Below are 26,255 nucleotides of genomic sequence, written 5' to 3'. Positions count from 1 at the left end.
ACAGTGTAGTGGGAACAGTGCGTTCCCACTATGTTATCTTTTTGTTCTAGGCACTTTTATCAATAATATGTACATCTCTTTGAGGGAAAGGAATGGAAATATTGGCTTTGTCTAGCGCTGGTTTGATGGCTCTATTGGTAGCAAAATACACATCCCAGTAATCGTCAGTTTTGCACCAAACCCATATCGTCAAATCAATTGAATTGTCGCCATACCCCACCACACCAACAAAGGGGGCTGGCTCATTAAGTATTCTCTCGTCACACTTCGCCATCTCCAATATAGCGCGCTCAGCTTCATCAACACTGTTGTTGTAACTGATCCCAACAGACAAATCGACTCGTCGAATGGGTTCATGTGTCACATTGTTAACTTGCTCACTTGCTAAAGGCCCGTTAGGTAGAATAATACGGCGATTGTCTAAAGTGACTAAAAAAGTGCAAAATACATCAATAGCCTCAACCACCCCCTCTTCACCCTGCGCAACAATATAGTCACCAACCTGAAAGGGTTTAAAAATGAGTATCAATACACCACCGGCAAAATTGGAAAGGCTTCCTTGTAGTGCTAAGCCCACAGCAAGCCCCGCCGCGCCCAAAATGGCAATAAATGAAGTCGTTTTAACACCTAACATAGAGATCACTGATATAAACAAACACGCTTTGAGTAACACAGTAGCGACACTACTGAGCCATTTTCTCAATGAGATATTGAAGTCTTTCTTTTCTAGTAAGTAGTCTATTGCGTTACCAACAAGCGAAATAAGCCAAAGACCCACTATCAAGGTAATAATTGCAAGCGCCAGTTTCGGTGCGAAATTAACGACATGCTCAGTGACTAAGTCCATTACTTTTTGCGGATCAAACGAAGATGTGTCCATAAGAACCCCCTTAAATTAAACCTTAAGGATTAAGCTTAGTTAAAAAAATGAAATTAAAAATGAATTTTTATAGAACAAATGTTCAAAGTAAAAGAAATACAGCCAATATCGGTCCCAACATCATTGTACAGCAGATATGCCCTGCGCCTTTTAGGTTAGCTGCGTTCTTGTTAAGAGGCTTTGAAACTTAAAAACACCAATGGGCAACAAAATCTGTACAAATAGTCCTTTGCAAGGTTTACCCTGTTAGGTTTGTGAGCCAACATTCACGCACAAAGTTTGATAAATGACTCCTCACCCCAACAACCTCGCAGACTTGATTTAACACCCAAGTACGTCTTTTAAATCAACTGCTCACCTAAATCACTGTTTATCAATCACCTTTTTATCACAGCTTTTCGCTTTCACAGTCCTAGTGTAATCCCATGTAATTTTTGCAATTAACAAGTTATGCAAAAATATTAACAACATTCAAATACCGTCAGAGAATATTATGTCCAGAGATTACCCGTTAATACTTGGCTGGCTTCGAAAGAAATGGCCTTGGATTGTATCCACGTTAATTGCTATCGCTATTTTAGTTGTCGTGTTTCGCACCGTAACGGCTCTAAGCGAACTCAACTATGGTTTAACACCACCAAAACTCCCTAAATATGAGCACTTAGAAACTAAGTTCATTAATCAATCAGGTTGGCCTAGTATCGAAAACTACAATGATGAGTGGCCTTACCATGCATCCCAGGGAACAGCGACGCTGCCCATTCCTTATGAGTGGTTGGTAGCCCTTGAAGCGCCGAAAAATACTCCTTGGTTTATTCTTTTTGGCCAAGAAAAGGCCTTTTTATCTGAATACATTTACCGGCTTGGTTTTATAAATCTAAATCCTTCAACAGAGTTGGACAGCACCAAATTACAATTGCCCTTAGGACTGGCAAAAACAGCCAGTATTCCTATGCCTGGTTTAGATCGCTCAGCTACTGCGGTTGGCTTTACTTGCACAGCTTGCCACACCGGACAATTTACCTATAACGATATTCGCTACGTTGTTGATGGTGGACCAGCAATGACCGATCTGGGCTTGCTAACTAAATCTCTGGGAGCTGCCATAGGCCAAACCGTCTTGTCGAGTAAGTTAGCACCATTCGACAGCCGCTTTGAGCGTTTTGCAAAGAAAGTATTAGGCAGTAACTACAATGTTGTTAGCAAAGCAAAGCTTAAAAGTGCGCTAACCGATACAGTCAGCAAGCTTGCCAAGAGTCAGGATACTATCAATGTTACCGAGGGCTTCACTCGACTTGATGCGTTAAATCGCATTGGAAATAAAGTGTTTGCAGACAACATGGATAGGCCTGACAACTATAATCCAATAGAAGCACCAGTAAACTACCCGCATATTTGGACTACCTCTTGGTTTAATTGGGTACAATACGATGGGTCAATTATGCAGCCTTTAATCAGAAATGCAGGCGAAGCGCTTGGAGTCGCAGCATATGTCGACATGCAGGTACCCGAGAATATCATGCAACAACCTGCCACTTTTTCTAGCTCAATTCCTATAGATACCCTTTACGATATCGAAGAGTGGCTGGCAGGTGAGTACCCTTTACGTAACTATAACGGTGGATCAGACCAACTAGGAGAGATAAATGGTCTTCGCGCTCCAAAATGGCCAAACAGCTTGCCTAAACTTAAGCCCGCTTTAGTAATAGCAGGGAAGGAATTGTACAAGCAGAATTGCCAGCAATGTCATTTACAACCAATGGATAGCCCCGATTTTTGGAAGAAAAATTGGCATGAGATCAGCTACGAAGAAAACGGTAAAGTTAAGTCTACAGCTCAAAAATACCTAAGTCTTCACCTCTACTCACTCGAAAAGATTGGAACCGATCCTGCTCAAGCGCTAGTTCTCAAAAATCGTACTGTCAATACCAAAGAGCTGGGACTCAATACAGATTTGTGTGTTGCGGTTGGTAAATATCAAAAAACGCCAGACATGCGTTCTGATTTACAGTTTATCAATGTGCAAGACAGCGCAACCAGTAATTTTGCACTCGCACTCGGCGCGGTTGTAGAAGAGACCAACCAACAGTGGTTTAAGCAAAACTACACTCCATACGATACTCAAAAGCAGCTTGAGGGCGGCAGGCCCAATTGTTTAAGGCATAGTGGCGGTTACAAGGCACGGCCACTTAATGGTATTTGGGCGACAGCGCCCTATCTACATAATGGTTCAGTCCCAAACTTGTATAGCTTACTGTCGAATCCCTCACAAAGGCCGACTTTTGTTGAACTTGGCCGCCTCGAATTTGACCCTGTCAACGTTGGCATAACTCAAGGCAAGCATATCGAAGCTTTAAATCATCGAAATGATCTACCGCCAGCCAATCAAGTCGATGATTACCAAGGTGGGTATTTCGTTCTCGATACACGTCAAGCTGGTAATCACAATACTGGCCATGCCTTTACAAACGATACTAGTGTACCGGGAAAAATAGGCAGGGAACTCAGCCACGAAGAGAAAATGGCGCTGATAGAGTACTTAAAAACACTGTAATTTGAGATTGTGTGCATACCCATAAGGGTATGCACACGAGCACAATCATGCTATCGGCGCTTTCGCCATGTAAACTGCTTTCGAAATTCACTCGGGGTAAGACGTTCATGTTTTTTAAAAACCTGATTAAAATATGCAGCGCTATTAAAACCACATTGCTGCGCAATAACTCCTATCGGCTGGTGTGTTGTCGCAAGTAAATGCCTCGCTCGCTTTATTCTCAGTTGGTCACAATACTGTGAATAGCTCATACCAAGGCTGTCTGTAAACAAGCGTTTGAGTGTGGCTACACTGAGATTAGCCAATACAGCACACTCGGTAAGACTTGGTATACAAGCCAAGTTACTTTTTATGACGTCCAGCACTGGTTCTATCCTTGCTATATTGCGACGTGGTGCACTTGAAATAGGACTTTGAGATATGTGCACTTGCATGAGTTCTGACAGTACATCGGCAAGTATCGTGAGCTTTTTTAGTGCTTGAGCACTGTTCATGCTCAGCATTAAAGGCATCACTTTGGCTGTTACTGCCTTTGAAAACACGATGCCAGCTTCCAATCCAGTCAGCCAAGCTTGGATCACCTCAAATTCACTGATCTCAACTGAAAATAAATCCTTTGGCCAAAGTACGACAACCACATCACCAACAGGAGCTAATTGATCTGCATTGTCCCAAGTATGCGGTTCACCTGGTAAAATTAAGGCGAGATCAACCGCCTCAAAATAATGAACATCACCGGCCAAAAAACGCTTGCCTTTTGCTCCCAATGTTAAGATTAATTCAAAACAATCATGTTGATGCCATTCAAACAGCAATGGACTGTTTTGAATATGCTTAACACGAACAGATTCATTGATGGTAAATCGAACGGGCGCGGGTTTGCTTTTACTAATGAGCTAATACCTAATAATTTTGAGCCAATAGCTAAATTTATATCGCGAATTTTTGGCAAAGTAAACGCAACTTAAATTATGAGACGTAAAATAATGAATGTCGTATTTGATCTAGATGGGACTCTAATTTTTAAAGGTCAGCCTATGCAGGATGCAGTAGCCGAAGCGTTACAGGCAATTGAGCGACAAGGTGCGACGATACACTTTGCCACGGCGCGTCCGCTAAGAGATACCTTGCCAGTACTGCCAAAACACTTTTGGCACCATCATATCATTGGTTGCAATGGCGCGATGATTAGCAAAAACAAAGTCGTTTACGACACTTTAAACTTCAATAAACGAGAAGTTATCGAAGTTTTGAACTGGCTTGATCAAAACGAAATTCCATACCTATACGATGGCATCGAGGAATATGCTATCTCAGACACTCCACATCGCTTTCATCAAGAAGTTAAAAAGTTGGGTAGAAACCCATATTGTAACCAATCACTCAGGTTAGAACCCATCGTCAAACTGTTGGTACTAGAAGAAAATCGGCACTTAGAAGTTAAAGCGTATCTCAATACCACGCTCAGTGATTATGATTTTTATCACCACAATGGATGCAATAGTTTTGATGTCGTCCCCAAATACAGTAATAAGTTAAATGCGCTATTGCGCGCTGGCCTGGATATGAAAAATACCCTATGCATGGGTAATGACCAAAACGATATTGCCATGTTAGAGGCTGCAAAATTGGCTTATGTGGTTGGAGACCTTATTTATTTGGAAAGAGAATATACGAAAGTAACTCAGGAAAACTTAATAAAAGAGCTATATGAAATATCAAAAATAATACAGTTAAAAAACACGTAAAAAAATAAAAACCAATTTAAATTTGCAAGTGTGAAATTAATCACACTTGCAGTTTAAAACCATAAGATTAAATTTTTAATTAATAAACTTTTGAGCAAATGATTTCTTCGACATAATCATCACCATAATCTTTATAGCGCATACCTGTTAAGTAATAACCACTCGGGCAATACGCAACACCTGTATAAGGAACTCGGACAGTGGTTTCTGATCCAGTTGAATGCGACCTCATCGCTTTACACCTTAATGCCTCAACACTGTCATCGCCGCTATCAGCATAATAAAGCTCAGTCACCAAGTGATTGCTCGGGCAACGGTATGCTTTTGAACCATTACCATCCATTTGTACTTTTACCGTTGCAGTAGTAGCCCAGTACCACGGTACTGAACCATAAGTATCTGCAAGAAACTGCTCCACGCTTCTATCACTGCCTCCCGCACCATATACAGCACGGATCCCACCATTTGTTGCGTACCATCCTGATCCATTGCCATTCATTCGCTCCCAGTACGAAGCTTGTATTTCTTGTCTGTCATGTGGCGACAACTCACCAACTTTCGTCACATATTTTCCGACATTTTGGTAATAATCTACGTTACTTTGAACTTCGTTCGTATTAACGTTAGATTCTCCAGCAACACTTGAAAATTGCATAATGAGCGCAGCAGCTCCGATTAAACTACTACCAGCTAATTTACGTAACTTCATTTTCATCTCCTTTTAATTTAACGTTTCGGTAAATTAGCTTAGAGATAAAAACCAGACTTAAACATTACAAAGCATTACGATAAAACACTTTTGCAAATCAATGCAATCTATTAAACTCTCACACAATTAAAAACAACCAAAATTAATCAACATTTAAAATATTAGAATACACAAAGCCCGCCTAATAATAAAAGAAATCAAACTAAATAATATTGCCAATTGTTTAATATTACACCCTGTAAATATGGTCATATGCCCTCTCCGTGACAACTAATCAATAAAATTATAGTTATCAGCCTATTAGCGAAGATTTTATTGGAGTTTTAGGGCAAGTAAACCAAGAGGCTTTCCTTAACGTATAGTTGTACACACTGAATGTTGGGAGGTTGTATGAATCACTACATTATCAAAGGCCACGATTACACTGCGTTTCGTGAGACACAAGATGAGCTGGAAGCCTTACACCTAGATACCGAAGACGTCAGCGCACTGTGTGATAACAAAGCGCACCCATTACATGATTGCCTAACCAACCATATTGTTGGGATTTTAAAATCAGAGCTAGTTGTGTTAATTGCAATCATAGTAAGCGCGTATTTCGCAGTAACTTGGATCCTTATACCACCAACTGCTGCCGTCGTAGGGACTGTTGTACTCGCGCTTTTTAGCATATGGGTGTGTGGCATGGTGGGTTCAGACTTAATGCGATATTACATGATGTGTCGGGATTTTACACAAGGAGAAAGGCACCCGCTAGTTTTGCATGTTGAAATTGACGACAACCAGCACGATACACTAAACAAAGTGATGCAAAAACACCCGCAGATGCATATTCAAAAGTTGCAGTAGTAGAGCACCTTGTAACACTTGAACAAGATAGACAAGTAGGCAACGGTTAGCTGCCTACTTTGACATCTGTTATTTGCTCAGCGCGTTATGGCTAAACAATATATCTGGACACAAAGCAGGGAGATCTGACGGCTTAAGGCCTCCCGGCAGGTACTTCAATTTATCGAGACTCACACCAGAGCTAACTGCTTTGTCTGGCTTGTTCATCACCTCCCTAATCCAAGGGACAAAATATGAAACACGTGAGTACACCTCAAAGCTGCCATACTTCTCAGATGGTCCGCCACCATACCGAGAGCTTATACCTAATAACTGATATCCGCGCTCAGTTTTAATAAAGGCAGGCCCGCCACTATCACCACCGCCCGATATTCCTTCAAATGGTAAAGCATCTTCATCTTTATCAAATTTAAACGTTAAAATCGGGCCTTTCGCTTCCTCTACACGATTTTGAGCTTTTCTGAGCACGCCTTTATTTTCATAGTTATCAGTGGTGATCCCTGTATTACCATTACCTGTACCACCTATGCCAATAAACCAGATTGGCAGCCCTGATTCGTCATTTCTGGTATACAAGGTGGCAGGAGGCACATGCGCGGCGTCCTCCAAAAGCTCTACCAAAGCGATATCATGACTAATGCCTGGGGTGTGATTAGGGTGAATATGCAACCTTTTGACGGTGGCACTGCCTTTGCTCATTTTTATCTTGGTGCCAGAGGTTAAACAAAATGTTGTGTGTGCCGCGGTTATAATCCATTTTGATGAAAACAGGATGCCATGAGCACCATCTATGTAAAACGTTGCAAGTGCTGGAAAGTCATCAGGTTTTGCTAAATAATTAGTATCTTTTACATCATGACGAATAATAATGGCATGTGCATTGAGCGCTATAAAGCTCAAGGCTAGTAAAATATATTTCATATAACCCCTGTTTTTATTTTGGCATCGTTTATGATGGAATATGATTTAAATCTCTATAAACGAAGTATGAGCGTAACTAAATATACTTTGTACTAGCCATTGAGCGTACCAGCTTTTTCTCATCTATTGCAATAAGTACTCAGTAGCATGCCCTGCTTGTGCATATTACCTAATAATCTAACTATTACTTGGCCTTAAATCTTCTATCACTTTGGCGTCAACCCAAAAAATGTCGCTGTCATTATCTTTGGTAGCACGATTGAAAAATAAGAACTTCCCATCTGGAGTCACGCTGGCAGAAGCCTCTCTTGCGCTGGTGTTTACCTTATCACCTAGGTTGATGGCTTTGCCCCAACGACCTTGTTTATCACGGAAGCTTATATACAAATCAGAGTTACCGTAGCCCGTTTCACGAACACCATCCCAAATTAAATAAGATCCATCCGGAGCAATAAAAGGGTGTGCATTGTATTTGCCTGTATTAATTTGTGGGCCCAATCTCTCTGGTTTAGTTCGTTTTCCATTCACCAAAGATGATATTCTCAGAACGTCACCGCTTTTATAATCGTCTAACACGTAAGTGCCATCAGCAGCAGCTGTTAGCCTCATAATACCCCAATCTTCTCTATCAAACATAGGATCCAATACTCGATGTTGGGACCATCCCGCTCCTGCTCTCGTCATCACATATTTACCCATGTGCATCGTTTTGCCATCAGGTGCAAGTAATGGCCGCCAAATACGCGGCCCCACTGTCGACTCATGCCAATGACCATCTATTTGTTTGAATACAATAAGCGACCACTTGTTTACATCGGGATCTTTCCTCGTAAAGTAAAATTCCGACATGTCTGGAGAAAAAAATGGATTTGTATCACGCTGTTTCGCGGACACACTTCCCGGAGCAAATACTTTTGGCTCCGAACCAGGTTGTTTCTGGCCTAGATAGGGCCCAACCATTGGCCCATCACGTTCCATTGCCGCAGCAAAGTCGGTCATAGTAAATGCCATGAACATAGCACCTGCCCACAGTGGTTTAACGCTTCCCATAGGTAACTCCTCAGTTTTATTAATCAACGTTTTGATTGCAGCATATCTACTGTGGAACAATTGACTTGACGTTTACTTGATTTGTCACCAACTTTTCTATGACTAAGAAAGTAAGTATATATATCAATACATTAAGGCTAAAAACTGATGGTGGGGCAGTCGTTTTCTTAGCCAAACTATATGAAAGAATTGGAGGTTAACAAAACTTAACACCTCTGCGTTTATACAATATTTGAAGCGCCCTCAAGCTAAGCTCGCTTTTTAGAATTTAATCTATCCCAATTGAAACAATGCAGTTAGCAAATTCATCTATCACTTCTCATGTTCTCAAGTGGCGCAGCGTTAAAATTACGCTTTACAAACCAATTTGGTTTGTCTAAAAATGGTCTGCGATACAAATTTACAACCTTCAGGCAAAGGCTGTTGTCGCTCACCACAGCATTTGAAAGTGAGCGGCATATTATCGTCGGACAGTGGAAGGTCCTTTACTTAGCTACTGAAGGTAAAAAACGCCTTCATACGCGAACTCTTGATCCGTGCTAAAGTGTCCAAACCAACCGCCAATTTGGACTTCGTATATACCATCTTTACTGTCTTTAATTACCAATTCCGAATGTGCCGATATACCATTGAGGTACTTCACATTATAAAAAGACCAGCCAGACAGAGCACTTGAATTGGCCTTAGAAAAATGTAACTTGGCGCTTTTAAAGTTAGCCTGCTCAATTAAAGACAACGACATAAAGTTTCGGTCATCCCATAGATTAATAATTTGACTGCACCCGGTGATTAGGCCCGTATTACCCAACTGATCGTAAAAGACAGGTAACTGCTCTGCTTGTTCATCAATAAAGCTTTGCACATCTGTGCGCTCATCATAACAGGCCATGATAGGTACAATCTCCTTTAACGACAGCGTATCACCTATCGCAAACCCTGATAGCCTTAGCTCAACTTCATCTTTTGAAACTCGGAATGTATCGTAGTCCAGCAAGTCATACTTATGTTCGAGTTCAGCAAAATATGAATCCGAAATTGCTTGGTGAAGTAAACTAACTTCAGCACTACCTACTTCCATGGTAGGTTTTGTGGCTGCAAGTTCGATGAGATTACTCCATATCATAGGGAGCAACTGTCGGTTATATTGCGCTCCAACCAACACGCCTTGGTTAAAGTACAAGGCAGTATACGACCAATAGTGGTTAGCCAACTCCACCATAACTCTTTACAAGAATCACAGGTATACTCCATACTGGATTACGGCTTATAACACCTTAATAAACGGCGAAGAATTGCAGGCTAAACTAAGCGAAGAGTGAGCGCAAGCCTGCTTTTAGGCACTTGTTATATTTTTATTTTTTCGTAGAAACTCCACTTATAAAGTTGATACATACCCTCCCCAGTAGATTTCCACCCCTCAGACTTTGTAGACACCCACGCCCTTATACTGTTCTTATCATATTTACTGTTAAGGCTAGCGTCGATACGTAAATTTATTCCGACAAGCCTTCTACTATGACTGCTATTATTCATCTCATCATAATCACATTTTTTATTTGAGAACTTTATATCCCAGTTTTCAGGACTCGTTACTTTAACTGAATAATTGGCACTACAGGGCGGAGCATCAGGCGACAAGCCCCAATAGACCTTTTCTTTCGTAAAAGTAAAGCTCCCATAAATAGCTTGATCAGATCGGCTTACAGCCTCCCAATTGCCGATAGGAAAATCAGGAGATGAATAAGCAATATTAGAAAGCCCCAACAATGCCAGTATAGTATACTTCATGTGTAATCCCTTAAAAATATAACGCCTTAATAAACGGCAGAAAATAGCAGGCTAAACTTAGCGAAGAATGAGCGCAAGCCTGCTGTTTTGCGTCCATTGTTTAATTAATTTGTTATAAGCCACATACTGGGGTGATTACTTTACCAGAAAGGTCAATTACTACCTTACGATTAAAGTTTTGTGTAGGCGAACCATTATTAAAAACAACATAGCCAACTTTATAAACCCAGTAATTGGTTGTAGCTTCTTCTGAAAAAACAGATGCTAAATTGTAATTTGTAACATGCGCTTCTTCGCCACTGCTTAAGTTAGCATTAGTCTAATTTTTGAAAGCGGTATTAATGCCCTTAATAGAAATAGGTAATTCAGATTCCCCATCCCAATTTACGCTAGGTGGTATTTGAAACTTAAAAAAACACTCTTTTCCTTTTGCAGTCCATCGCTCAAAAACACCCTCGCTACTAAAAGAAGCGCTGCTGAATAATAACAACAAAACTAGAAGGTTACGCATGTTCTACCTGTGGCTTATAACGCCCGCATAATGGGCTAATAAAGCTTGGCTATAATTAGTGAGGCACGAACTAAGCCAAGCTTTATTAGCCCATGCGTTGATGCGTTTGTTATGTGTAAACGCACTCTGTAACTTTGAAATCTGTAAAATACACTTTGAATATAGAGCTAGAGCGTAATTCAATAATATGTTTGTATAGCCCATTTTCCAACGATACTTCGTGAGTTAAAACATCACCATGAAAAGTATCATTGTAATTAAATTCATTTTCATGACCGATTAGTTTGTAGGATTTAACATTGTTATAGATTAAAACAATGTCGCGATCATGCTGTTGCCCGATTAGGCTTAAAATGATTGATAACGAAGCATCAAAAGGACGCTGTTTATTGCGATTCTCGGCAATAGTTAAAGATGAAACCCAACTATCATGAAGCGACTTGGGGTGATTTAACTTGTAACGTTCAAGATCCGTTGCGAATTCAAAGAGCTGTTCAGGAAATTTCGCTTTGTTGGTAACAAGATTAGAAATATATTTATCGAAATTTGAATTCACAATTGAACTTCCATTTACACCTAACAATTTAATATCGACCCATTGGACCGTTTTTCTACCAAGCCATGGGCCATTTTTATCATTGTACTGGTTCTATCACAATAACTAACTTGTTGCTAAAGATATTTTTTATATCATTGTAGAAATTATGGAAAGGATAAAAACGACCCAATGGGTCGTTTTCTTGACTATAGAAAAATCACAAAACAACTGAGCATAAGCTCAATGCTTTAAAAATATTTTCTAATGGCCGCTATTCTTTGAGGCATTCGACTAAACATGTTTTGGGGCAGAAACAAGTTACGCATTAAGGTCCGCTTTTGGCACATACACGACTATCAGGTTTGATTGAGCCCTGTTAATCGAATCTGACAGATCAAATTAAGACTTAATCACACAATGTACCAATTAGGTTTAAAGAGACAAAAAGAAAGTACAGCCTTGATTGCTTTGCGCTCAACTTTCCTATTCCATTGGGATCAGTCTGAGAGCTGTGAATCCACTCTTTTTTCAACTTTATGTTCGTCTTCTGTACAATCATATTTCCAATAGCTGCTCACATACATCTGCTCTTTCTCAATGCCTTTTGTTCGCTTAAACCAACGACGCAGTGTCTTCATAGTATCAAACTCACAGGCACACCAAACAAAAACGCGGCCTTGATGCCAATCCAGAGCTTGAACGGTGTCCAACAATTGGCTGTTTCTACCTGGCGTACCATTGACCTTCCAGATCACATCAACACCACCGGGTTTGGTGAGATCCAAAATATCTTCTTGTTGCGTCACTTCTAGCACCACAGTTCCCTTGGCAGTTTTTGGTAATCGCTCTAAATAACAACTTATGGCGGGTATCGCCGTCATATCGCCAACAAATAAAAACCAATCTGCACTGCTATCGACTCCCATCGTGCTCCCAGGACCGCCAACGATCATCTCATCTCCTGCTTGCGCTTCCCTAGCCCAATCTGAAGCAGGTGCCATGCTGCCTTCATTAGAATGCAGTGCAAAATCGAGGGTGAGTTGCTGTGTTGTCTTATCAAATCCACGCACTGTGTATGTACGCATCATGATATTTTGACGGCTTAACTGCTCAAATGCCTCTTCTTCATGCAGTGCTCTACCCTGCTTGGTAAAAAGCAGCTTCACATAGCCTCCTTCAAAGCCACTAGGAAAACTTGCTAAATCAGGTCCCGTTAATACAACCCGTTTCATATTCGGTGATAAATATTCACTCTCTAACACTTTTGTTTTGCGATAATTGCCAACAGCCATCATTGATACCTTTTGTTCTTTGTTAATAATACGAATGGCAGTGTGAAATATTTAATAAACTCGTCCTTGAAAGGGCTGAGACTTAGATTTGAATAATGGAAATTTAAAAGCGATATCTATAAACGTGATATCGTTTTTTGTTGCTTCGTCTTAGGAGGGAATAAGTGCATTACCATACATCAATTGGACTCATGCAAATAATTTGATATGCCACCATATGCATCAATTGTTAGGCCTCTGTCAGTGGCATATTTGGCAGGCGTAAAACCGAGCTGGGATTTAAGATAACGAATCAAATGAGGTTGATCACTAAAGCCGAATCGACATGCAACTTCAGCCCAATCAATCTCCTCTTTGTTGCGTGAATATAAGTATTCGAGCATTGCTTCAAGCCTATTCATTGACTGGCATTGCTTCAGTGTAAATCCGGTCGTTTTGCTGAATGCTCTCTCTAATGTTCTTTGACTGCAATGTAATTGCTCACCTAGCCGAGCAATGGGCTCTATGTTGATTACTTTCAAAGCTTTGGATGTTAATTCACTGTACCTGTCTTGATGAAATTGAGTAAGCCAACGCGCTAACACGCTATCAAGTTTATCACGACACAAAGTATTGCTCGCTCGAGCGAGTGATAGCAAATCAATCACTTCTAATTCACTCATTACCAGCAGAGCCTGTAAATCAATTGCAGCAACTTGGTCCAGTGTTGGGTGGCCGAAACCAGGTATTTTTATGGCATAGAACGCGCCGACTTTAAACTTAATACCGAGATGAATAAAAGAGCAAGAGTGATCTAACTGTAAGGATTGTAAATGGGGAAATAGAATATGGCTCCCGACACCACATTCTATATTGCCGCCAAAATTGTAAGAATAAGGTTGGTCCGCGGGAGACATAATTAAGTGACCACTAGGGTCGGGGTTTAGCTTAGGAAATTGAACACCTTGCGCTTGTTCCCCCTTCTCAATCAGCCAATAACACTCAACAAAAGTAGACACAACAGAACACTGAGGGAATTGTAACCACTGGATCATAATGCTCTCTGACGCGAAAATGGAATACTCATTTATAGCAGTTGATGACACTGCCCCAAAGCCTTTTATCCTAAAATACACAAGGCGGTTGGAAGCAAATAATTAACGATTGGAAAAATCAAACTGCACAATTCTATTCAATGCAGTAAAGCCCGCTTTATAAATTGCTTTTTGTGCCCCTATATTACTACTTTCTGCAGAACAAACAGCTTTCAGCCCTTTTTTCTTGGCAATCATTACCAATTGTTTTAGTACCCGAGTTGCTAAACCTTGTCGTCTATGTTCTGTCGATACAATCATTCCAACGTCTGCAAATTGTGTTTGGTACTCATCAAATAATCGGCACTCGCCTGTCGCGACCACGCTTCCATTTCTGACCCAATACCACAACTCGTTACGGCTGATTAAACGCGTATAGTAACTTGTGAGCCACTCTTTCGGCGCATCTATCGCTTCAAAAGCAAAATCGACTAGCAAGCTTAATTGGCCATCGTCTGCTAAATTGAGATCTATCTCATTTACTTCTCTCACAGCTTTATCTTCACAAAACTGGTACATAAGTGCATTGACCGAATGTGCTGCTGAGCCATCCATGCATAACGATAAATATTGCGGCTCCGCGGTACTGGCAAAAGCACCTTTAACTTCGCCTATAGCAGCACTTTCACCGTTAATAATTGACGTAAATAGATCGCTAGGCAATGTATTGGCTAATTCTGACAAATAAAACTGTAAAAGGTACTTTTCACTATTGATACAACAATAGCCAACCAAGTTTTCACCTTCATAAAAGCCGAAGTGCTCCGCCATTGGAACAAATCCAAAGTGCCACATACCATCTAGGGGGCTTGTAGATGCGTTAAAGTATGCCGTTTTTAAAACGCGGAGTTCGCTTGGCTGAGTAATTTCTCTGATGTTTAACATCGCTTCAATCCTACTTCTATTGCTTAAATTTCGTAGTCTTGAACCAAAAAAACCGTCCTCAACTACAACTCAATGAAAACAATTTTAATGAAGTTTTTATATTCGAGATTGAATAAAAACGACAACTTAAAAAGAGCAAAATGGCGCCTTCAAGTTAACACACCAACAACCGCCAAATTCAATTCTATCAAGCCTGGCAACACGGCTTGGTGCGCAACAACATAAAAAGAAATTAGCTTATACATTTTCAATGAACTACTAATAAAAACTGCTCAAACTTTAACAGCCCACCTCAGGCTAAATCTTTCATAGTCGACCTTCTAGGTGCTCTAGTGAACCCCATTTAAATATTCTCAGGGGGAGATAAGCTTAAATATTAAATAGTCTAGTTCGATTGACATCAGGTTTTTGAGAGTTAAAATAACGACATTCGAACATCATTCGAATGAAAATCAAAACTGGTCACCTATGGAGTAATAAGATGGCACCAGCACCTAAATATGATCAACAAACTCAGCGAAAAATGATCCTTGCCGCTGCAGAGCAATGCATCAATGAAGCTTCGATCACAGACTTTACCATGGCCAAGATAGCGCGCATTGCGGGGCTTTCAATGGGCTCGGTATACAAGTTTGTACAAAGTAAGGAAGATATCGTGCTTGCCCTTGCCAATGAATCTTTTACACATCTCTCCAATATATTTGACCAGGTTCTTGCTCTTGAACTCAGTGCGCCCGAAAAGATTATCGCGATCAGCCTTATTTCACCGCTAAAGTTACAACTGTTCGAATTTGATTATGCACTTCAAACCTACGCAACCAATGAAGCTGTCATCAAAAAAGGTTCTACTTATTGGACCGGTAAAATTATTGAAGCACAGTCTCGTTGTGAGTCTTCGTTTAAATTAGCATTGGTGGAAGCGATTAATGCTGGCGAACTTGAAGATGTACCGAACTTATCTGAAGCGATCGAAGAAATCATCATCAGCGGATGGGCGATGACGGTCGGGTATGAACAAGTACAACGTGTGCAACAGACAAAACAGATTATAGAAGGAACGGATTCATTGCTAGCACCATTACCTCTTAACCACCCAATTATCAGAAGCTCGGTACGTCTAATCAATAGCTACCCGTGGCGACAGCCTATAAATGACGCCTCACTTAAACATATTGAACAACAACTGATTGCGCTAGACCTGCGTTAATCACAGATAGGAGTAATTATGAATATTAAACGTTGGCTCGCAGCTACCTTTATTGTCCTCGTTGTGATTGCCAGTTTGGGCTTTATCAAGTTTAGTCAAATACAAGCTCAAATTGCCTTTGGTGAATCATTTCCTGAACCATCAGCATCGGTAAAAAGCACCTATGCAAAAGCGATTGAGCATACCAGTAATATCAAAGTGGTTGGTCAGCTACAAGCGCGAAAAAACATGACTATCAGTAATGAATATTCGGGACAAATTACCTATGTTGGCTTTAACCCGGGTGACACTGTAGAGTTTGAGCAAGTACTGTTGAAACTTGACACCAGTATTGACGAAGCAAATTTAAAAGCCGCTAAGGCACGCGTCAAATTAGCCAAATCGACCTATGCACGTGTTGTAAAATTGTTGAAACAAAAACGGATCAGCCCGGACGAAGTTGATAAAGCAGAAGCCGATGTCAGTATTGGCGAAGCTGAGGTGCAAAACCTGCAAGCCTTGATCGCGAAAAAAACCATCCGTGCCCCATTTACTGGTCAAACAGGCCTTGACCAATATCAGGTCGGTCAGTTTTTAGATGTAAATAACCAGATTACTACAATGATTGGTAGCGACAATGCAATATGGGTGGACTTCCATGTTCCTCAAACATTGGCACAACCACACATTGGCAGCCAAGTAAGCATTTCGCTGACAGATTCAACCAGCGCTGAGTTCAGAGATTTCCATGCGAGAATCATTGCCAAAAAACCCAGCATTGATTCTGACTCTCGCCAGCAAAGTTACCGCGCGCTGCTACCGAATTCTGATAATCGATTTAATCACAATCAAATGACGATGGTCACAGTCCCTGCCAACACCATCAAAGCTGTATTAGTTCCAACTAACGCCATTACGCGTAGTCATTTTGGCGAATTTGTCTATCAACTCGAAAAAGACGAACAGCAGAATTGGCGAGCGAAACCAGTTAAAGTGACGTTAGGTGACAAGGTACAAGACAACCAGATCGTTCTGACTGGGCTTTCTGGTGGTGAGTTTATTGCCAGCGAAGGAGCATTTAAACTCAGTGAAAATCTGTTGGTCTATACGGAGCAAACGGCATCATTAGATAATCAGAGTGGAGCACAGCAATGAGTTCATTACACGAAAATAAACCATCGGTAATGGACATTTTTGTCAATCGACCTGTATTGGCAATTGTGCTCTCATTGCTGATCATATTGGCTGGTGTTAACGCCGCTAAGCAGATCTCTGTACAGCAATACCCAAAAATTGAGAGTGCCTCCTTGGTGATCAATACCGTTTATACAGGTGCTGCTGCAGATGTTGTAAAAGGCTATGTCACAGAACCTATCGAACGTGTGGCATCGACTGTACCAGGTGTCGATTATGTTGACTCTGTCACAACCTCAGGTATGAGTAAAGTGACGGCTTGGCTAGATCTTAACCACAGTACAACCGACGCACTGGCTGAACTTACAACCCGGCTCAACCAAATTAAATTTGAACTACCAACCGGCGCAGAAGATCCCGCTATTCAAATTGTTCGCGCAGATAGCCCTTATGCCGTTTTTTACCTTGATGTAGAGTCACAAGGCCTGCCCAGAAATGAAGTAAGTGATTACTTAGTTCGCAATGTTGTGCCATCTATGTCGGATATTCCTGGTGTGCAAAAAGTCACCCTAGAAGGTGGACGAAACCCGGCTATGCGTATTTGGTTAGACAGCGATAAATTGGCCATTTACGACCTAAGTGCCAGCGACGTTTTTGCAGCGCTGCAAGCAAACAATACCATTGCGACCATTGGATACACGGAAAATAACCGTCAACGTATCGATTTAATGGCAAACACCAGCCTGAAGAGCGCAGCTGATTTTGAAAACCTTGTCGTGAAAGAAACTGCCAGTGCGCAGTTAAAGCTTAGGGATATCGCAGACATTGAAATCGGCGAAGCGCAAGGTATGGTCACAGCGCGACTTGATTATCACGACACTGTATTTCTCGCTGTTTGGGCGCTGCCCGGTGCCAACGAAATTAACATCGGTGATGCGCTTTATAAAAAGCTCGACGAAATCAACCAGATCCTACCAAATGATATGAAAATATCGATTGGCTATGACGGTACGCTGTACATGCGTGATTCCATCAAAGAAATTTTCACCACACTTGCCGAAACTGTTCTCCTCGTAGGTATCGTTGTTGTAGCAATGATGGGCTCTTTTAGAACCGCCATGGTGCCTTTGATCACTATTCCAATTTCTATTTTAGGTGCCGTCGCGGTGATCTACATGATGGGCTTTTCATTGAATCTACTAACGATTTTGGCCATTGTGCTGTCAGTCGGTCTAGTTGTAGATGATGCCATTGTGGTGGTTGAAAACGTTGCCCGTCACATGCGAGAAGGCAAACCGAGATTGCAGGCAGCACTGATCAGCTCAAGACAATTGCTTGTGCCTGTCATTGCAATGACACTGACCCTCGCCGCAGTATATGCTCCAATAGGGTTCCTAACTGGTTTAACTGGATTTTTATTCCGAGAGTTTGCTTTTACCTTGGCGATTGCCGTACTGATTTCAGGACTGGTTGCGATTACACTCTCGCCAATCATGAGTGCGTATGTAAACCCTGAAGGCGGAAAAGAAGGCAAACTTACACGAGCTGTAAATAGCTATTTTGACAGGCTGCAAGCATTTTATTTTCGTAGCCTAGATACCTTGTTTAAGTGGCGACCTCAGATATTTTTTGTTGCCATTGTGTTTTCATTATTGTCAGTGCCATTTTATTTATTGTCGCAAAAAGAGCTTGCCCCGATTGAGGATCAAAGCAGTGTTCAGGTCGTTATTGAGGCACCACCAGAATCTTCTCAGGTCTATACAGCAGAAAAAATGAATGACACAGCACGGGTCATGAATGCGACTGAAGGCGGCCAATTTACTTGGCAAATAGTCACAGCTGCCGCTGGTTTCGGTGGTGTAGAACTTGCGCCATTTGAAGAACGCGAGAACTCTGTTCACGACTTACTATTTGACCTATATGGGCGCCTTGGCAGTGTGACAGGCTTGAGTTTGTTCCCTATTTTGCCAGCATCTTTACCTACAGCAGGTCAGTTTGATGTCGAAGTTGTATTGCGCTCTGGTGACGATGCACAAACGATGAAACAGTACGCCGACCAGATCATTGCCAAAGCCAATGCCAGTGGCCAGTTTATGTTTGTGAATACAGATCTTAAAATTGATTTACCGCAAGCTGAGTTGGAAATAGATCGTTTACTTGTGGCTGATTTGGGGTTAAATCTTGCGGATGTCAATAACCAACTCAGCGTATTGATGTCGAACAACTTCGCCAACTACTTTAACAAAGATGGTAAAGCCTATCGCGTGATCCCAATTGTTGGCGATGATGAGCGCTATAACCCTGAAAATATACTCAATATGCAGGTCAGGACAGATCAAGGCACATTGATCCCTGTATCAGCTTTTGCGACATTGAGAACTTTCACAAGCCCAAGAGTACTCGGGTCCTTTAACCAACAAGGTTCATTTAGAATTTTGGCGGGAGTATTGCCTCACATCACAAAGGAACAAGGGCTCAGCAGCATTGAAGAATTTGCCAAAGAGATATTGCCTGCTCATTATTCAATTGATTATGCGGGAGAATCTAGGCAACTTCGCAAAGAGGGTAACACCATGGTGGGTGTGTTATTGGTAGCCATGATTGTGGTTTACTTCTTACTTGCTATCCAATTTAACAGCTTCAGAGATCCGCTTGTGGTGCTCTTAGGCTGCGCACCGCTTGCATTATCAGGTGCGCTTATGCTGCCATTTTTATCGCTCACCACCGTAAATATTTACAGCCAAATTGGCCTTATCACCTTGATAGGGTTAATCGCAAAAAATGGTATTTTAATCGTTGAATTTGCCAATCATTTGCAGCTTGAAGGAAAGAACAAGTTTGACGCCGTAAAAGGTGCTGCTGCAACCCGCCTTCGTCCAATCTTGATGACTACTGGCGCTACTGTACTGGGTCATTTCCCTCTAGTACTGGTGACGGGAGCAGGTGCCGAAGCTAGAAACAGCATAGGTATTATTTTGGTTGCAGGCATGCTGATTGGTACTTTCTTTACATTGATTGTCCTGCCGTTACTTTACGAAAAGCTCGCGACAGATCACAGAGGCGAAGTAGAGTCTGAGCAAGCACTCAGTGAAACGCAATTTGCTACTCAAATTTAACACCTCAGGGTTGTTCAGCCAGCACAAAGCTGAACAACCCACTTATCGCAAGCTCGAAACTTTTCAAACTCCCCAGTAACAATAAGTAACAATACTTTCTTCCCCTTTATGGAATACTCCATGTTTTAAAACCAGTCGAAAAAGGATTTAGCATGCTGTATTTACGCGCCATAGGTTTATTTATATTAGTAGTAGCGCTTTTGGGCTGTGGCTCTGAGTCGAGTGTTACTCCCCTTCCTGAACCACCTGAAAAGCAGAAAACTCAACAGATCACTAAGGGCATTGATTTGTACCTCTTCAATCGCGAGGTCGACCAGAAAATCGATACGCATATAATAAAGCGAGCTTCCCCTTATCAAGCAAACACGCCAATTGCACACCAAAACTTAATTTTCGGATTGGATACGGTAACTGTTGTTATTGCATCCTCTTTTTCCAGCTCCATGTGGCCTGCGATTATCAGTAAAGCCTATGCCCGTTCCCCTGAGATAAAAACCACCAAGGAAAGTATAAAGTCTATCAAAATAACCTCTGCATATGACTTCAACGAAGACTTTTTGGCCGGCAGTAATTTAAATCAGCTCTTCTCTGTGACTTTCGCAACTTTTCCGAATAAATACTTTTCCTATAAAGAGGAAAAGCGTATTTACACCACATTAAATACCTATATTGAAACAGCAAATAACGCGCCTTTAACACCCCTTGGTCTTCGAACTGACCTCATATTAAATACGCCACCAAAGGCGCAGTTTCCTATGACATTTTATATTGAGATCGAATTGGATGATGGGCAAATGTTTACAATTGAAAGTCCCGAGATTCAGTTTATTTCCAATGAAAGTCACTGAATATACAAACGCCTTTCGCGCTTGTTCATTTCTGCATTGCGGTTGCTTTAAGCGTTTTGAATAGCTGGACAAAAAAAGGGGCCTAAGCCCCTTTGACTACAGTGACAAAAAGTTAGAAATACCCTCTAAACCCAAGCGCAAAGCTTCTGCCCGGCATAGGTGCCTTATCTTTTAAGAATGACGTATGTACGCGTGCTTCTGTATCCGTCAGATTATGACCTTTTAGATACAATACCCAGTCCTGCCCTAGGGCTGCGAAATCATAGTTGATGCTGGCATCAACTAGGGTGTAACCTGGCGTTTCGGTCTCATGAGCCGCGATATGGGATTGCTTTTGATAACGCACAACATCAAGATTTAACGTGAATTGCTCTAAGTTATACGTCAGCTTTGTACCAAAGCGAACTGGTGAAACCATAGGCAAATTACCACCATCGTTTAAACGCGCACGTACCAAATCAGCAAACAAAGTAGCATGTAATGACTCAGTTGCCTGCCAAGCAAACTCCGCTTCAAATCCATGTGTGATCACGTCATCAGTTTTAAACACATAAACAGGTAAACCATGCTCTTCATGATCTGTGTGATCATGTTCATCTCCATGCTCGTCGTGTTCACCATGATCATGGTGGTGGTCATGTCCATCATCCGCCATTAGGCCGGTGTTAACTTGATAGTAATAGTTGTCAATCTGGTTATAAAAAGCGTTCAGTACAAAACCAAAGTCGCCATCTAGCTTTCGCCAAGTTAAATCTATATTGTGCGCGCGTTCCAACTCTATGTCTGCGGGGTTTAATTCAAACGATAGACTATCCGCCTTTTGTCTAAACAATGCGCCAACTTCATAAGTACCTGTTCCAATGTGCGGACCGAATGAAAAAAGCTCAGACGCTGCTGGTGCGCGCTCTGAACGAGACACGGAAATACCTATGTTGTAACCCGGTTGATAATCCCAAACAGCACCGGCCGACAAACTTATTGGTGTAAACTCATGATCTACTGCAAAAATACGCTGAGCGATTGCCTGCTCGCCTTCATGGTCATGGTCGTGGTCGTGGTCATGGTCATGGTCGTGGTCGTGGTCGTGGTCGTGGTCGTGGTCGTGGTCGTGGTCGTGGTCGTGGTCGTCACCTTGCAAATCACCACTCGACAATACAACCCTTGGAGCATCAATTGTGACACGCTCTACCCGTGCACCGAGTTGCACTAACACGTCTGAAAAATGACGTTCTTCCATCAGCGCAACCGCAAATGTTTCGCTCACTGAAGGCGGTGTAAATGCTTCAGCACCTTGTGCAGAGAAGTCGCTGCGTTTGTAATGTACGCTGACACCACCACGCCATTGCGCAATCGGCTGATGCATCAAATCCAAACGTACTTCTTGGCTTTCATTCGCAAAAATAGTACCTACTTCACCATGCTCTATCTCTGCATGCTCGTAGTCAGTATACGCAGCTCGAAAATTTGCTTCGCTTAGCCATTGATGATCGAAGCTGTATTTACCAATCATCTGCCATCTGTCTTGGTCTAAATCAGCATAAACTGTCGGCGCTTCGTCGCCGTGACTATGGCCTGGTATCCCGTATTCTCTGGTCATTTTTCCGTAAGAGATGCCAATATAACCTTGTTCAAATAAATAAGAAGTACCAATCGTCCCGCCCGAAGACTCTTCTGCACTATTTTCAACTTTATAATCACCAGAATGCGTTTCATCAGCCCCTTTTTCAGCAGGTACTGGAATGTCATAGTCTTCTGAGTCTCTCAGGTAACCGTCAACATGAAACGCAAATTGTTCTGTACCAGTGTTTAGATTTAAACTCGCTAGCTTCTGCTCATCACCTGTCGCATGCTCAATCAGTACCTCACCAAATGTATCGCTGCGCGTTGGGACACGCTCGTCCACCACGTTGACAACCCCGCCAATCGCACCACTGCCGTAAAAAAGTGTTGCAGGACCTCTAAGTACTTCCACCTGTTGAGCGGTTGAAGTCTCTGAAGCAACTGAATGATCTGGGCCAACACGAGAAGCATCACTGACATCTAAACTATTTTGTGTGATCAAAACACGAGGACCACTTAACCCCCGAATAACAGGTGTGCTTGCCACTTTTGCATGGAAACTGGTGTGGACTCCCACTTGTTTAGATAAGGTATCACCCAAAGTCGCAGCCTGCTGCTCGCGCAATTTATCTCCGGATAACACACTTACCGGCATAGATGACTCCATCATCGACGCATGAAATGGTGATGCTTTAACGTCTAACACTTCAATAGCTGAAGAATTTAATGTCACGACAATGGCGTTTAAACCTGTATCTGATGCTGCAATAAGCTTGTTTTGGTGCGCAAATCCAGCCGCCGTGATATGAAGCTCCACATCACCGCTTATATTTGTTTGTAAAACAAACTTACCCTGACTATCAGTTTGAGTTGTTCTTTGCGAACCCATAACTGAAATCGTCGCATTTGCAATTGCTTTACCCTGCTCGTCTTGAACTTGGCCGCTAATATTTTGAGCATACGCTTGTACTGATAAAGGCGCTATCAAGCCAAGCATCAGTGGTGAAAGTTTAAACATAATTGTCCCATCTAAATTTTGTTATAATATAACATATCACAAACAGGTAATTTGCAAGCTTTTTCCATGTGTTTTTTCAATCATGTCTTAAAAAAATCTTTTAGCTCGCTATTGCAATAAAATCATCAACCTTGAAAGGAAACCCATTTTATAAATTAAAAATCAAAAACTTAAAAATTTATTAGTAAATAAACAAGAATAATAATTGCATTTATTTTGTTACAATATAACATATCAAATAAATTCAATCTTGCGGGTAGCTTGTATAAAAGCACGCGCAAAGCACCTTGATAGAAGCCAATCCCAACCTGTTTTTATCAAAATGCTTTACCAATTAAACCGTAATTTTTGCATTAAATATCCAAAGTCTTACTATCTCGGAAACACACCATGATAAGAAAATCAATCGCTGCTGCAATCAGCTCAGTGCTGTTGCTCGGGGCTTGCAATAGCCAAAATGTCGCACCACAATCAGCAATATCAAAGCTACAAACAACAACGCAGGTCGACTTGACAAACCCACTGCTCAGCCCCAGTTCATTGCAATATCAAGCACCTGACTTCTCAGCCATCAAGGACAAACATATTGCTCCAGCATTTGAACTTGGCTTTGCACAACAGCTCGCGGAAGTTGACGAAATAACAGCCCAAAAGACGGTCACATTTGAAAATACAATTGTCGCTTTAGAAAAAAGTGGCGCGCAGCTAACCCGTGTTAGTGCCTACTTTTCAAATATCAGTGCGACCGATTCAACGCCTACACGTAGAACTCTACAGCAAAAATTTGCCCCTCTGATGGCGCAGCACTACGACAACATTTACCTAAATGAGAAACTTTTCAGTCGAGTACAAGACATCTATCAGCAACGTGATACGCTCAAACTTGATGCGGAATCGCTCAGGCTCACTGAGGTATATTACAAACGATTTGTCCGCGCAGGTGCCAAGCTTAATGCAGATCAAAAGTCACAGCTCAGAATACTCAACAAAGAGCACTCTCAACTAACCACCCAATTTAGTCAAAACCTGCTAAAAGAAACTCAAAATATTGCTGTTTTGGTTGAAGATAAAGCACAACTTAAGGGCCTAAATGACAAACAAATAGACGCGATGTCGGCAGCAGCTGAAAACGCAGGACACACAGGTAAGTACCTAATCAGTATTACCAATACCACACGCCAGCCCATTCTTGCACAGCTTGAAAATCGCGCTTTACGAGAGCGAATTTGGCTAGCCTCTGCAAATAGAGCTCGCTCTGGTGAGACCAGTAATACAGAGATTGTAAGTCGTCTCGCACAAAACCGCGCTGAGCGCGCAAATATCCTTGGCTTTGATAGCTGGGCTGAATATGGCCTGTCGGCACAAATGGCAAAAACACCTGAAGCTGTATTCAAAATGTTCTCAGGTATGACTGAACAACTGATGGAAAATGCAGCGCAAGAAACACAAGCTATTGAGGAAAAAGTAGTCCAAAGAGGCGGCGACTTTACCGTGCAGCCGTGGGACTGGGCTTTTTACGCGGAGTTAGTCCGCCAAGACAAATATGCGCTGGATGAAAGCACTGTCAGGCCATACTTTGAATTTAACCGCGTGCTCGAAGACGGTGTGTTTTTCACCATGAAAGCGCTATATGGTATTGAGTTTAAACCTCGCCCAGACTTACCTGTATATCATCCTGATGTCACAGCGTATGAAGTGTTCGACCATGACGGAACTAGCTTGGCTATCTTTTATGCCGATTACTTTGCACGCCAAGGCAAGCGCGGTGGCGCTTGGATGAATTCATTTGTCGACCAGTCTCACTTGCTTGGTCAAACACCAGTTGTGGTCAATGTTATGAACATTGCTAAAGCACCGAATGGCCAGCCTACGCTACTGAGTTATGGCGAGGTGACCACCATTTTCCATGAATTAGGCCACGGTATTCATGGTATGTTGTCTGACGTCAATTACCCTTCGCTGGCAGGTACTGCCGTATCTAGAGATTTCGTGGAGTTTCCATCTACTTTTGAGGAGGATTGGGCAATTCATCCAAAAGTTATCGCCAACTATGCAAAACACTACCAAACAAATGCCGCGATACCACAAGAGTTATTAGACAAGTTAGTGAACTCAAGAAGCTTTAACCAAGGATTTGACACTTTGGAGTACGTCGCTGCAGCGGTCGTTGATATGGAATGGCACGCCCTGAAGCCGGAGGATAAAATCACAGATTTAGAAGCATTTGAACAGAAAGTGCTTAAGAAACATGGCCTATACTTACCTCATATTCAGCCTCGTTATAAATCTGCGTACTTTTCCCACTCAATGGGCGGCGGCTATTCTGCGGGATATTATGCATATATGTGGAGCGAGATTTTAGCGGCAGACGCATTTGCATATGTTCAATCTCAGGGCGGGCTGGACAGAGAAATAGGCAAACGCTATCGTCAAAATATTCTTGAGGTTGGTAATTCAAGACCACTCATGGAGTCTTACAAAGCATTTAGAGGTCAAGAGCCGACGACAGACGCCTTGCTTAAACGTCGAGGTTTAAGCGCTAACTAGCCTAGGTGCTTGATATAGCATAAAACTGAGTGGCCTATTTTAGGGCCA

At 41.9% G+C, this 26,255-nt stretch carries 20 protein-coding genes; 8 read left to right on the top strand and 12 right to left on the bottom strand.

Going from position 1 to position 26,255, the window contains the following annotated elements; all coding sequences use genetic code 11:
• Nucleotides 1–46 precede the first annotated feature (46 nt).
• On the bottom strand, nt 47–880 hold the full coding sequence (locus tag MHN81_RS19640; protein WP_023401388.1) for a mechanosensitive ion channel family protein: 834 nt from the start codon (nt 878–880) through the stop codon (nt 47–49).
• Between the two features lie 493 nt (nt 881–1,373).
• On the opposite strand from MHN81_RS19640, the gene MHN81_RS19635 reads away from it, so the two are divergent.
• A complete protein-coding gene (locus MHN81_RS19635) occupies nt 1,374–3,434 on the top strand; it encodes a di-heme-cytochrome C peroxidase (protein WP_239426497.1) in 2,061 nt (686 codons plus the stop codon).
• A gap of 50 nt (nt 3,435–3,484) precedes the next feature.
• On the opposite strand, the gene MHN81_RS19630 is transcribed toward MHN81_RS19635, so the two are convergent.
• Nucleotides 3,485–4,177 carry an AraC family transcriptional regulator gene (locus MHN81_RS19630; protein ID WP_155250814.1) on the bottom strand — a complete coding sequence of 231 codons (693 nt, stop codon included), beginning with the start codon at nt 4,175–4,177 and terminating at the stop codon, nt 3,485–3,487.
• 228 nt (nt 4,178–4,405) lie between these two features.
• Here MHN81_RS19630 and MHN81_RS19625 point away from each other — a divergent pair, with 228 nt between their 5' ends.
• A complete protein-coding gene (locus tag MHN81_RS19625) occupies nt 4,406–5,182 on the top strand; it encodes an HAD family hydrolase (protein WP_231105429.1) in 777 nt (258 codons plus the stop codon).
• A 79-nt stretch (nt 5,183–5,261) separates the two neighbouring features.
• On the opposite strand, the gene MHN81_RS19620 is transcribed toward MHN81_RS19625, so the two are convergent.
• Nucleotides 5,262–5,891 (bottom strand): hypothetical protein, encoded by a 630-nt coding sequence (locus MHN81_RS19620; RefSeq protein ID WP_023401384.1) that lies wholly within the window; start codon nt 5,889–5,891, stop codon nt 5,262–5,264.
• 390 nt (nt 5,892–6,281) lie between these two features.
• Here MHN81_RS19620 and MHN81_RS19615 point away from each other — a divergent pair, with 390 nt between their 5' ends.
• Nucleotides 6,282–6,740 (top strand): hypothetical protein, encoded by a 459-nt coding sequence (locus MHN81_RS19615; RefSeq protein ID WP_023401383.1) that lies wholly within the window; start codon nt 6,282–6,284, stop codon nt 6,738–6,740.
• Nucleotides 6,741–6,809: 69 nt separating this feature from the next.
• On the opposite strand, the gene MHN81_RS19610 is transcribed toward MHN81_RS19615, so the two are convergent.
• From MHN81_RS19610 to MHN81_RS19575, 8 genes are all read right to left on the bottom strand, one after another.
• Nucleotides 6,810–7,661, bottom strand: a complete 852-nt coding sequence (locus tag MHN81_RS19610) for a trypsin-like serine protease (RefSeq protein ID WP_239426496.1) — start codon at nt 7,659–7,661, stop codon at nt 6,810–6,812.
• Between the two features lie 177 nt (nt 7,662–7,838).
• Nucleotides 7,839–8,711, bottom strand: coding sequence for a PD40 domain-containing protein (locus MHN81_RS19605; protein WP_023401381.1), 873 nt, complete (start codon nt 8,709–8,711; stop codon nt 7,839–7,841).
• A 493-nt stretch (nt 8,712–9,204) separates the two neighbouring features.
• Nucleotides 9,205–9,930, bottom strand: a complete 726-nt coding sequence (locus MHN81_RS19600) for a hypothetical protein (protein ID WP_239426495.1) — start codon at nt 9,928–9,930, stop codon at nt 9,205–9,207.
• Nucleotides 9,931–10,055: 125 nt separating this feature from the next.
• Complete coding sequence (locus MHN81_RS19595; RefSeq protein ID WP_023401379.1) at nt 10,056–10,499, bottom strand: hypothetical protein; 444 nt, start codon at nt 10,497–10,499, stop codon at nt 10,056–10,058.
• Nucleotides 10,500–11,119: 620 nt separating this feature from the next.
• On the bottom strand, nt 11,120–11,566 hold the full coding sequence (locus MHN81_RS19590; RefSeq protein WP_239426494.1) for a hypothetical protein: 447 nt from the start codon (nt 11,564–11,566) through the stop codon (nt 11,120–11,122).
• 479 nt (nt 11,567–12,045) lie between these two features.
• Entirely contained in the window at nt 12,046–12,840 is a 795-nt protein-coding gene (locus MHN81_RS19585) for a siderophore-interacting protein (RefSeq protein WP_239426493.1), read from the bottom strand.
• 179 nt (nt 12,841–13,019) lie between these two features.
• Nucleotides 13,020–13,874 carry an AraC family transcriptional regulator gene (locus MHN81_RS19580; protein ID WP_023401375.1) on the bottom strand — a complete coding sequence of 285 codons (855 nt, stop codon included), beginning with the start codon at nt 13,872–13,874 and terminating at the stop codon, nt 13,020–13,022.
• 102 nt (nt 13,875–13,976) lie between these two features.
• Nucleotides 13,977–14,798 (bottom strand): GNAT family N-acetyltransferase, encoded by an 822-nt coding sequence (locus MHN81_RS19575; protein ID WP_239426492.1) that lies wholly within the window; start codon nt 14,796–14,798, stop codon nt 13,977–13,979.
• A gap of 481 nt (nt 14,799–15,279) precedes the next feature.
• Here MHN81_RS19575 and MHN81_RS19570 point away from each other — a divergent pair, with 481 nt between their 5' ends.
• The 4 genes from MHN81_RS19570 to MHN81_RS19555 all read left to right on the top strand — a co-directional run bounded on the left by MHN81_RS19570 (nt 15,280) and on the right by MHN81_RS19555 (nt 21,082).
• On the top strand, nt 15,280–16,005 hold the full coding sequence (locus MHN81_RS19570; protein ID WP_023401373.1) for a TetR/AcrR family transcriptional regulator: 726 nt from the start codon (nt 15,280–15,282) through the stop codon (nt 16,003–16,005).
• An 18-nt stretch (nt 16,006–16,023) separates the two neighbouring features.
• Nucleotides 16,024–17,139, top strand: coding sequence for an efflux RND transporter periplasmic adaptor subunit (locus MHN81_RS19565; RefSeq protein ID WP_239426491.1), 1,116 nt, complete (start codon nt 16,024–16,026; stop codon nt 17,137–17,139).
• Entirely contained in the window at nt 17,136–20,234 is a 3,099-nt protein-coding gene (locus MHN81_RS19560) for an efflux RND transporter permease subunit (protein ID WP_239426490.1), read from the top strand. The genes MHN81_RS19565 and MHN81_RS19560 overlap by 4 nt, the downstream gene beginning before the upstream one ends.
• 152 nt (nt 20,235–20,386) lie before the next feature.
• A complete protein-coding gene (locus tag MHN81_RS19555) occupies nt 20,387–21,082 on the top strand; it encodes a hypothetical protein (RefSeq protein ID WP_239426489.1) in 696 nt (231 codons plus the stop codon).
• A gap of 112 nt (nt 21,083–21,194) precedes the next feature.
• Here the strand turns inward: MHN81_RS19555 and MHN81_RS19550 are convergent, their stop codons facing one another.
• Nucleotides 21,195–23,660, bottom strand: a complete 2,466-nt coding sequence (locus tag MHN81_RS19550) for a TonB-dependent receptor (protein WP_239426488.1) — start codon at nt 23,658–23,660, stop codon at nt 21,195–21,197.
• 390 nt (nt 23,661–24,050) lie between these two features.
• Here MHN81_RS19550 and MHN81_RS19545 point away from each other — a divergent pair, with 390 nt between their 5' ends.
• Nucleotides 24,051–26,207, top strand: coding sequence for a M3 family metallopeptidase (locus MHN81_RS19545; protein WP_239426487.1), 2,157 nt, complete (start codon nt 24,051–24,053; stop codon nt 26,205–26,207).
• Nucleotides 26,208–26,255 lie beyond the last annotated feature (48 nt).

The sequence above is a fragment of the Pseudoalteromonas sp. Of7M-16 genome, assembly GCF_022347805.1.
In the GTDB taxonomy this organism is placed as follows: Bacteria; Pseudomonadota; Gammaproteobacteria; order Enterobacterales; family Alteromonadaceae; genus Pseudoalteromonas; species Pseudoalteromonas luteoviolacea_F.
The sequence above is the reverse complement of the archived record's forward strand: the minus strand, read 5'-3'. Positions and strand labels throughout refer to the sequence as shown.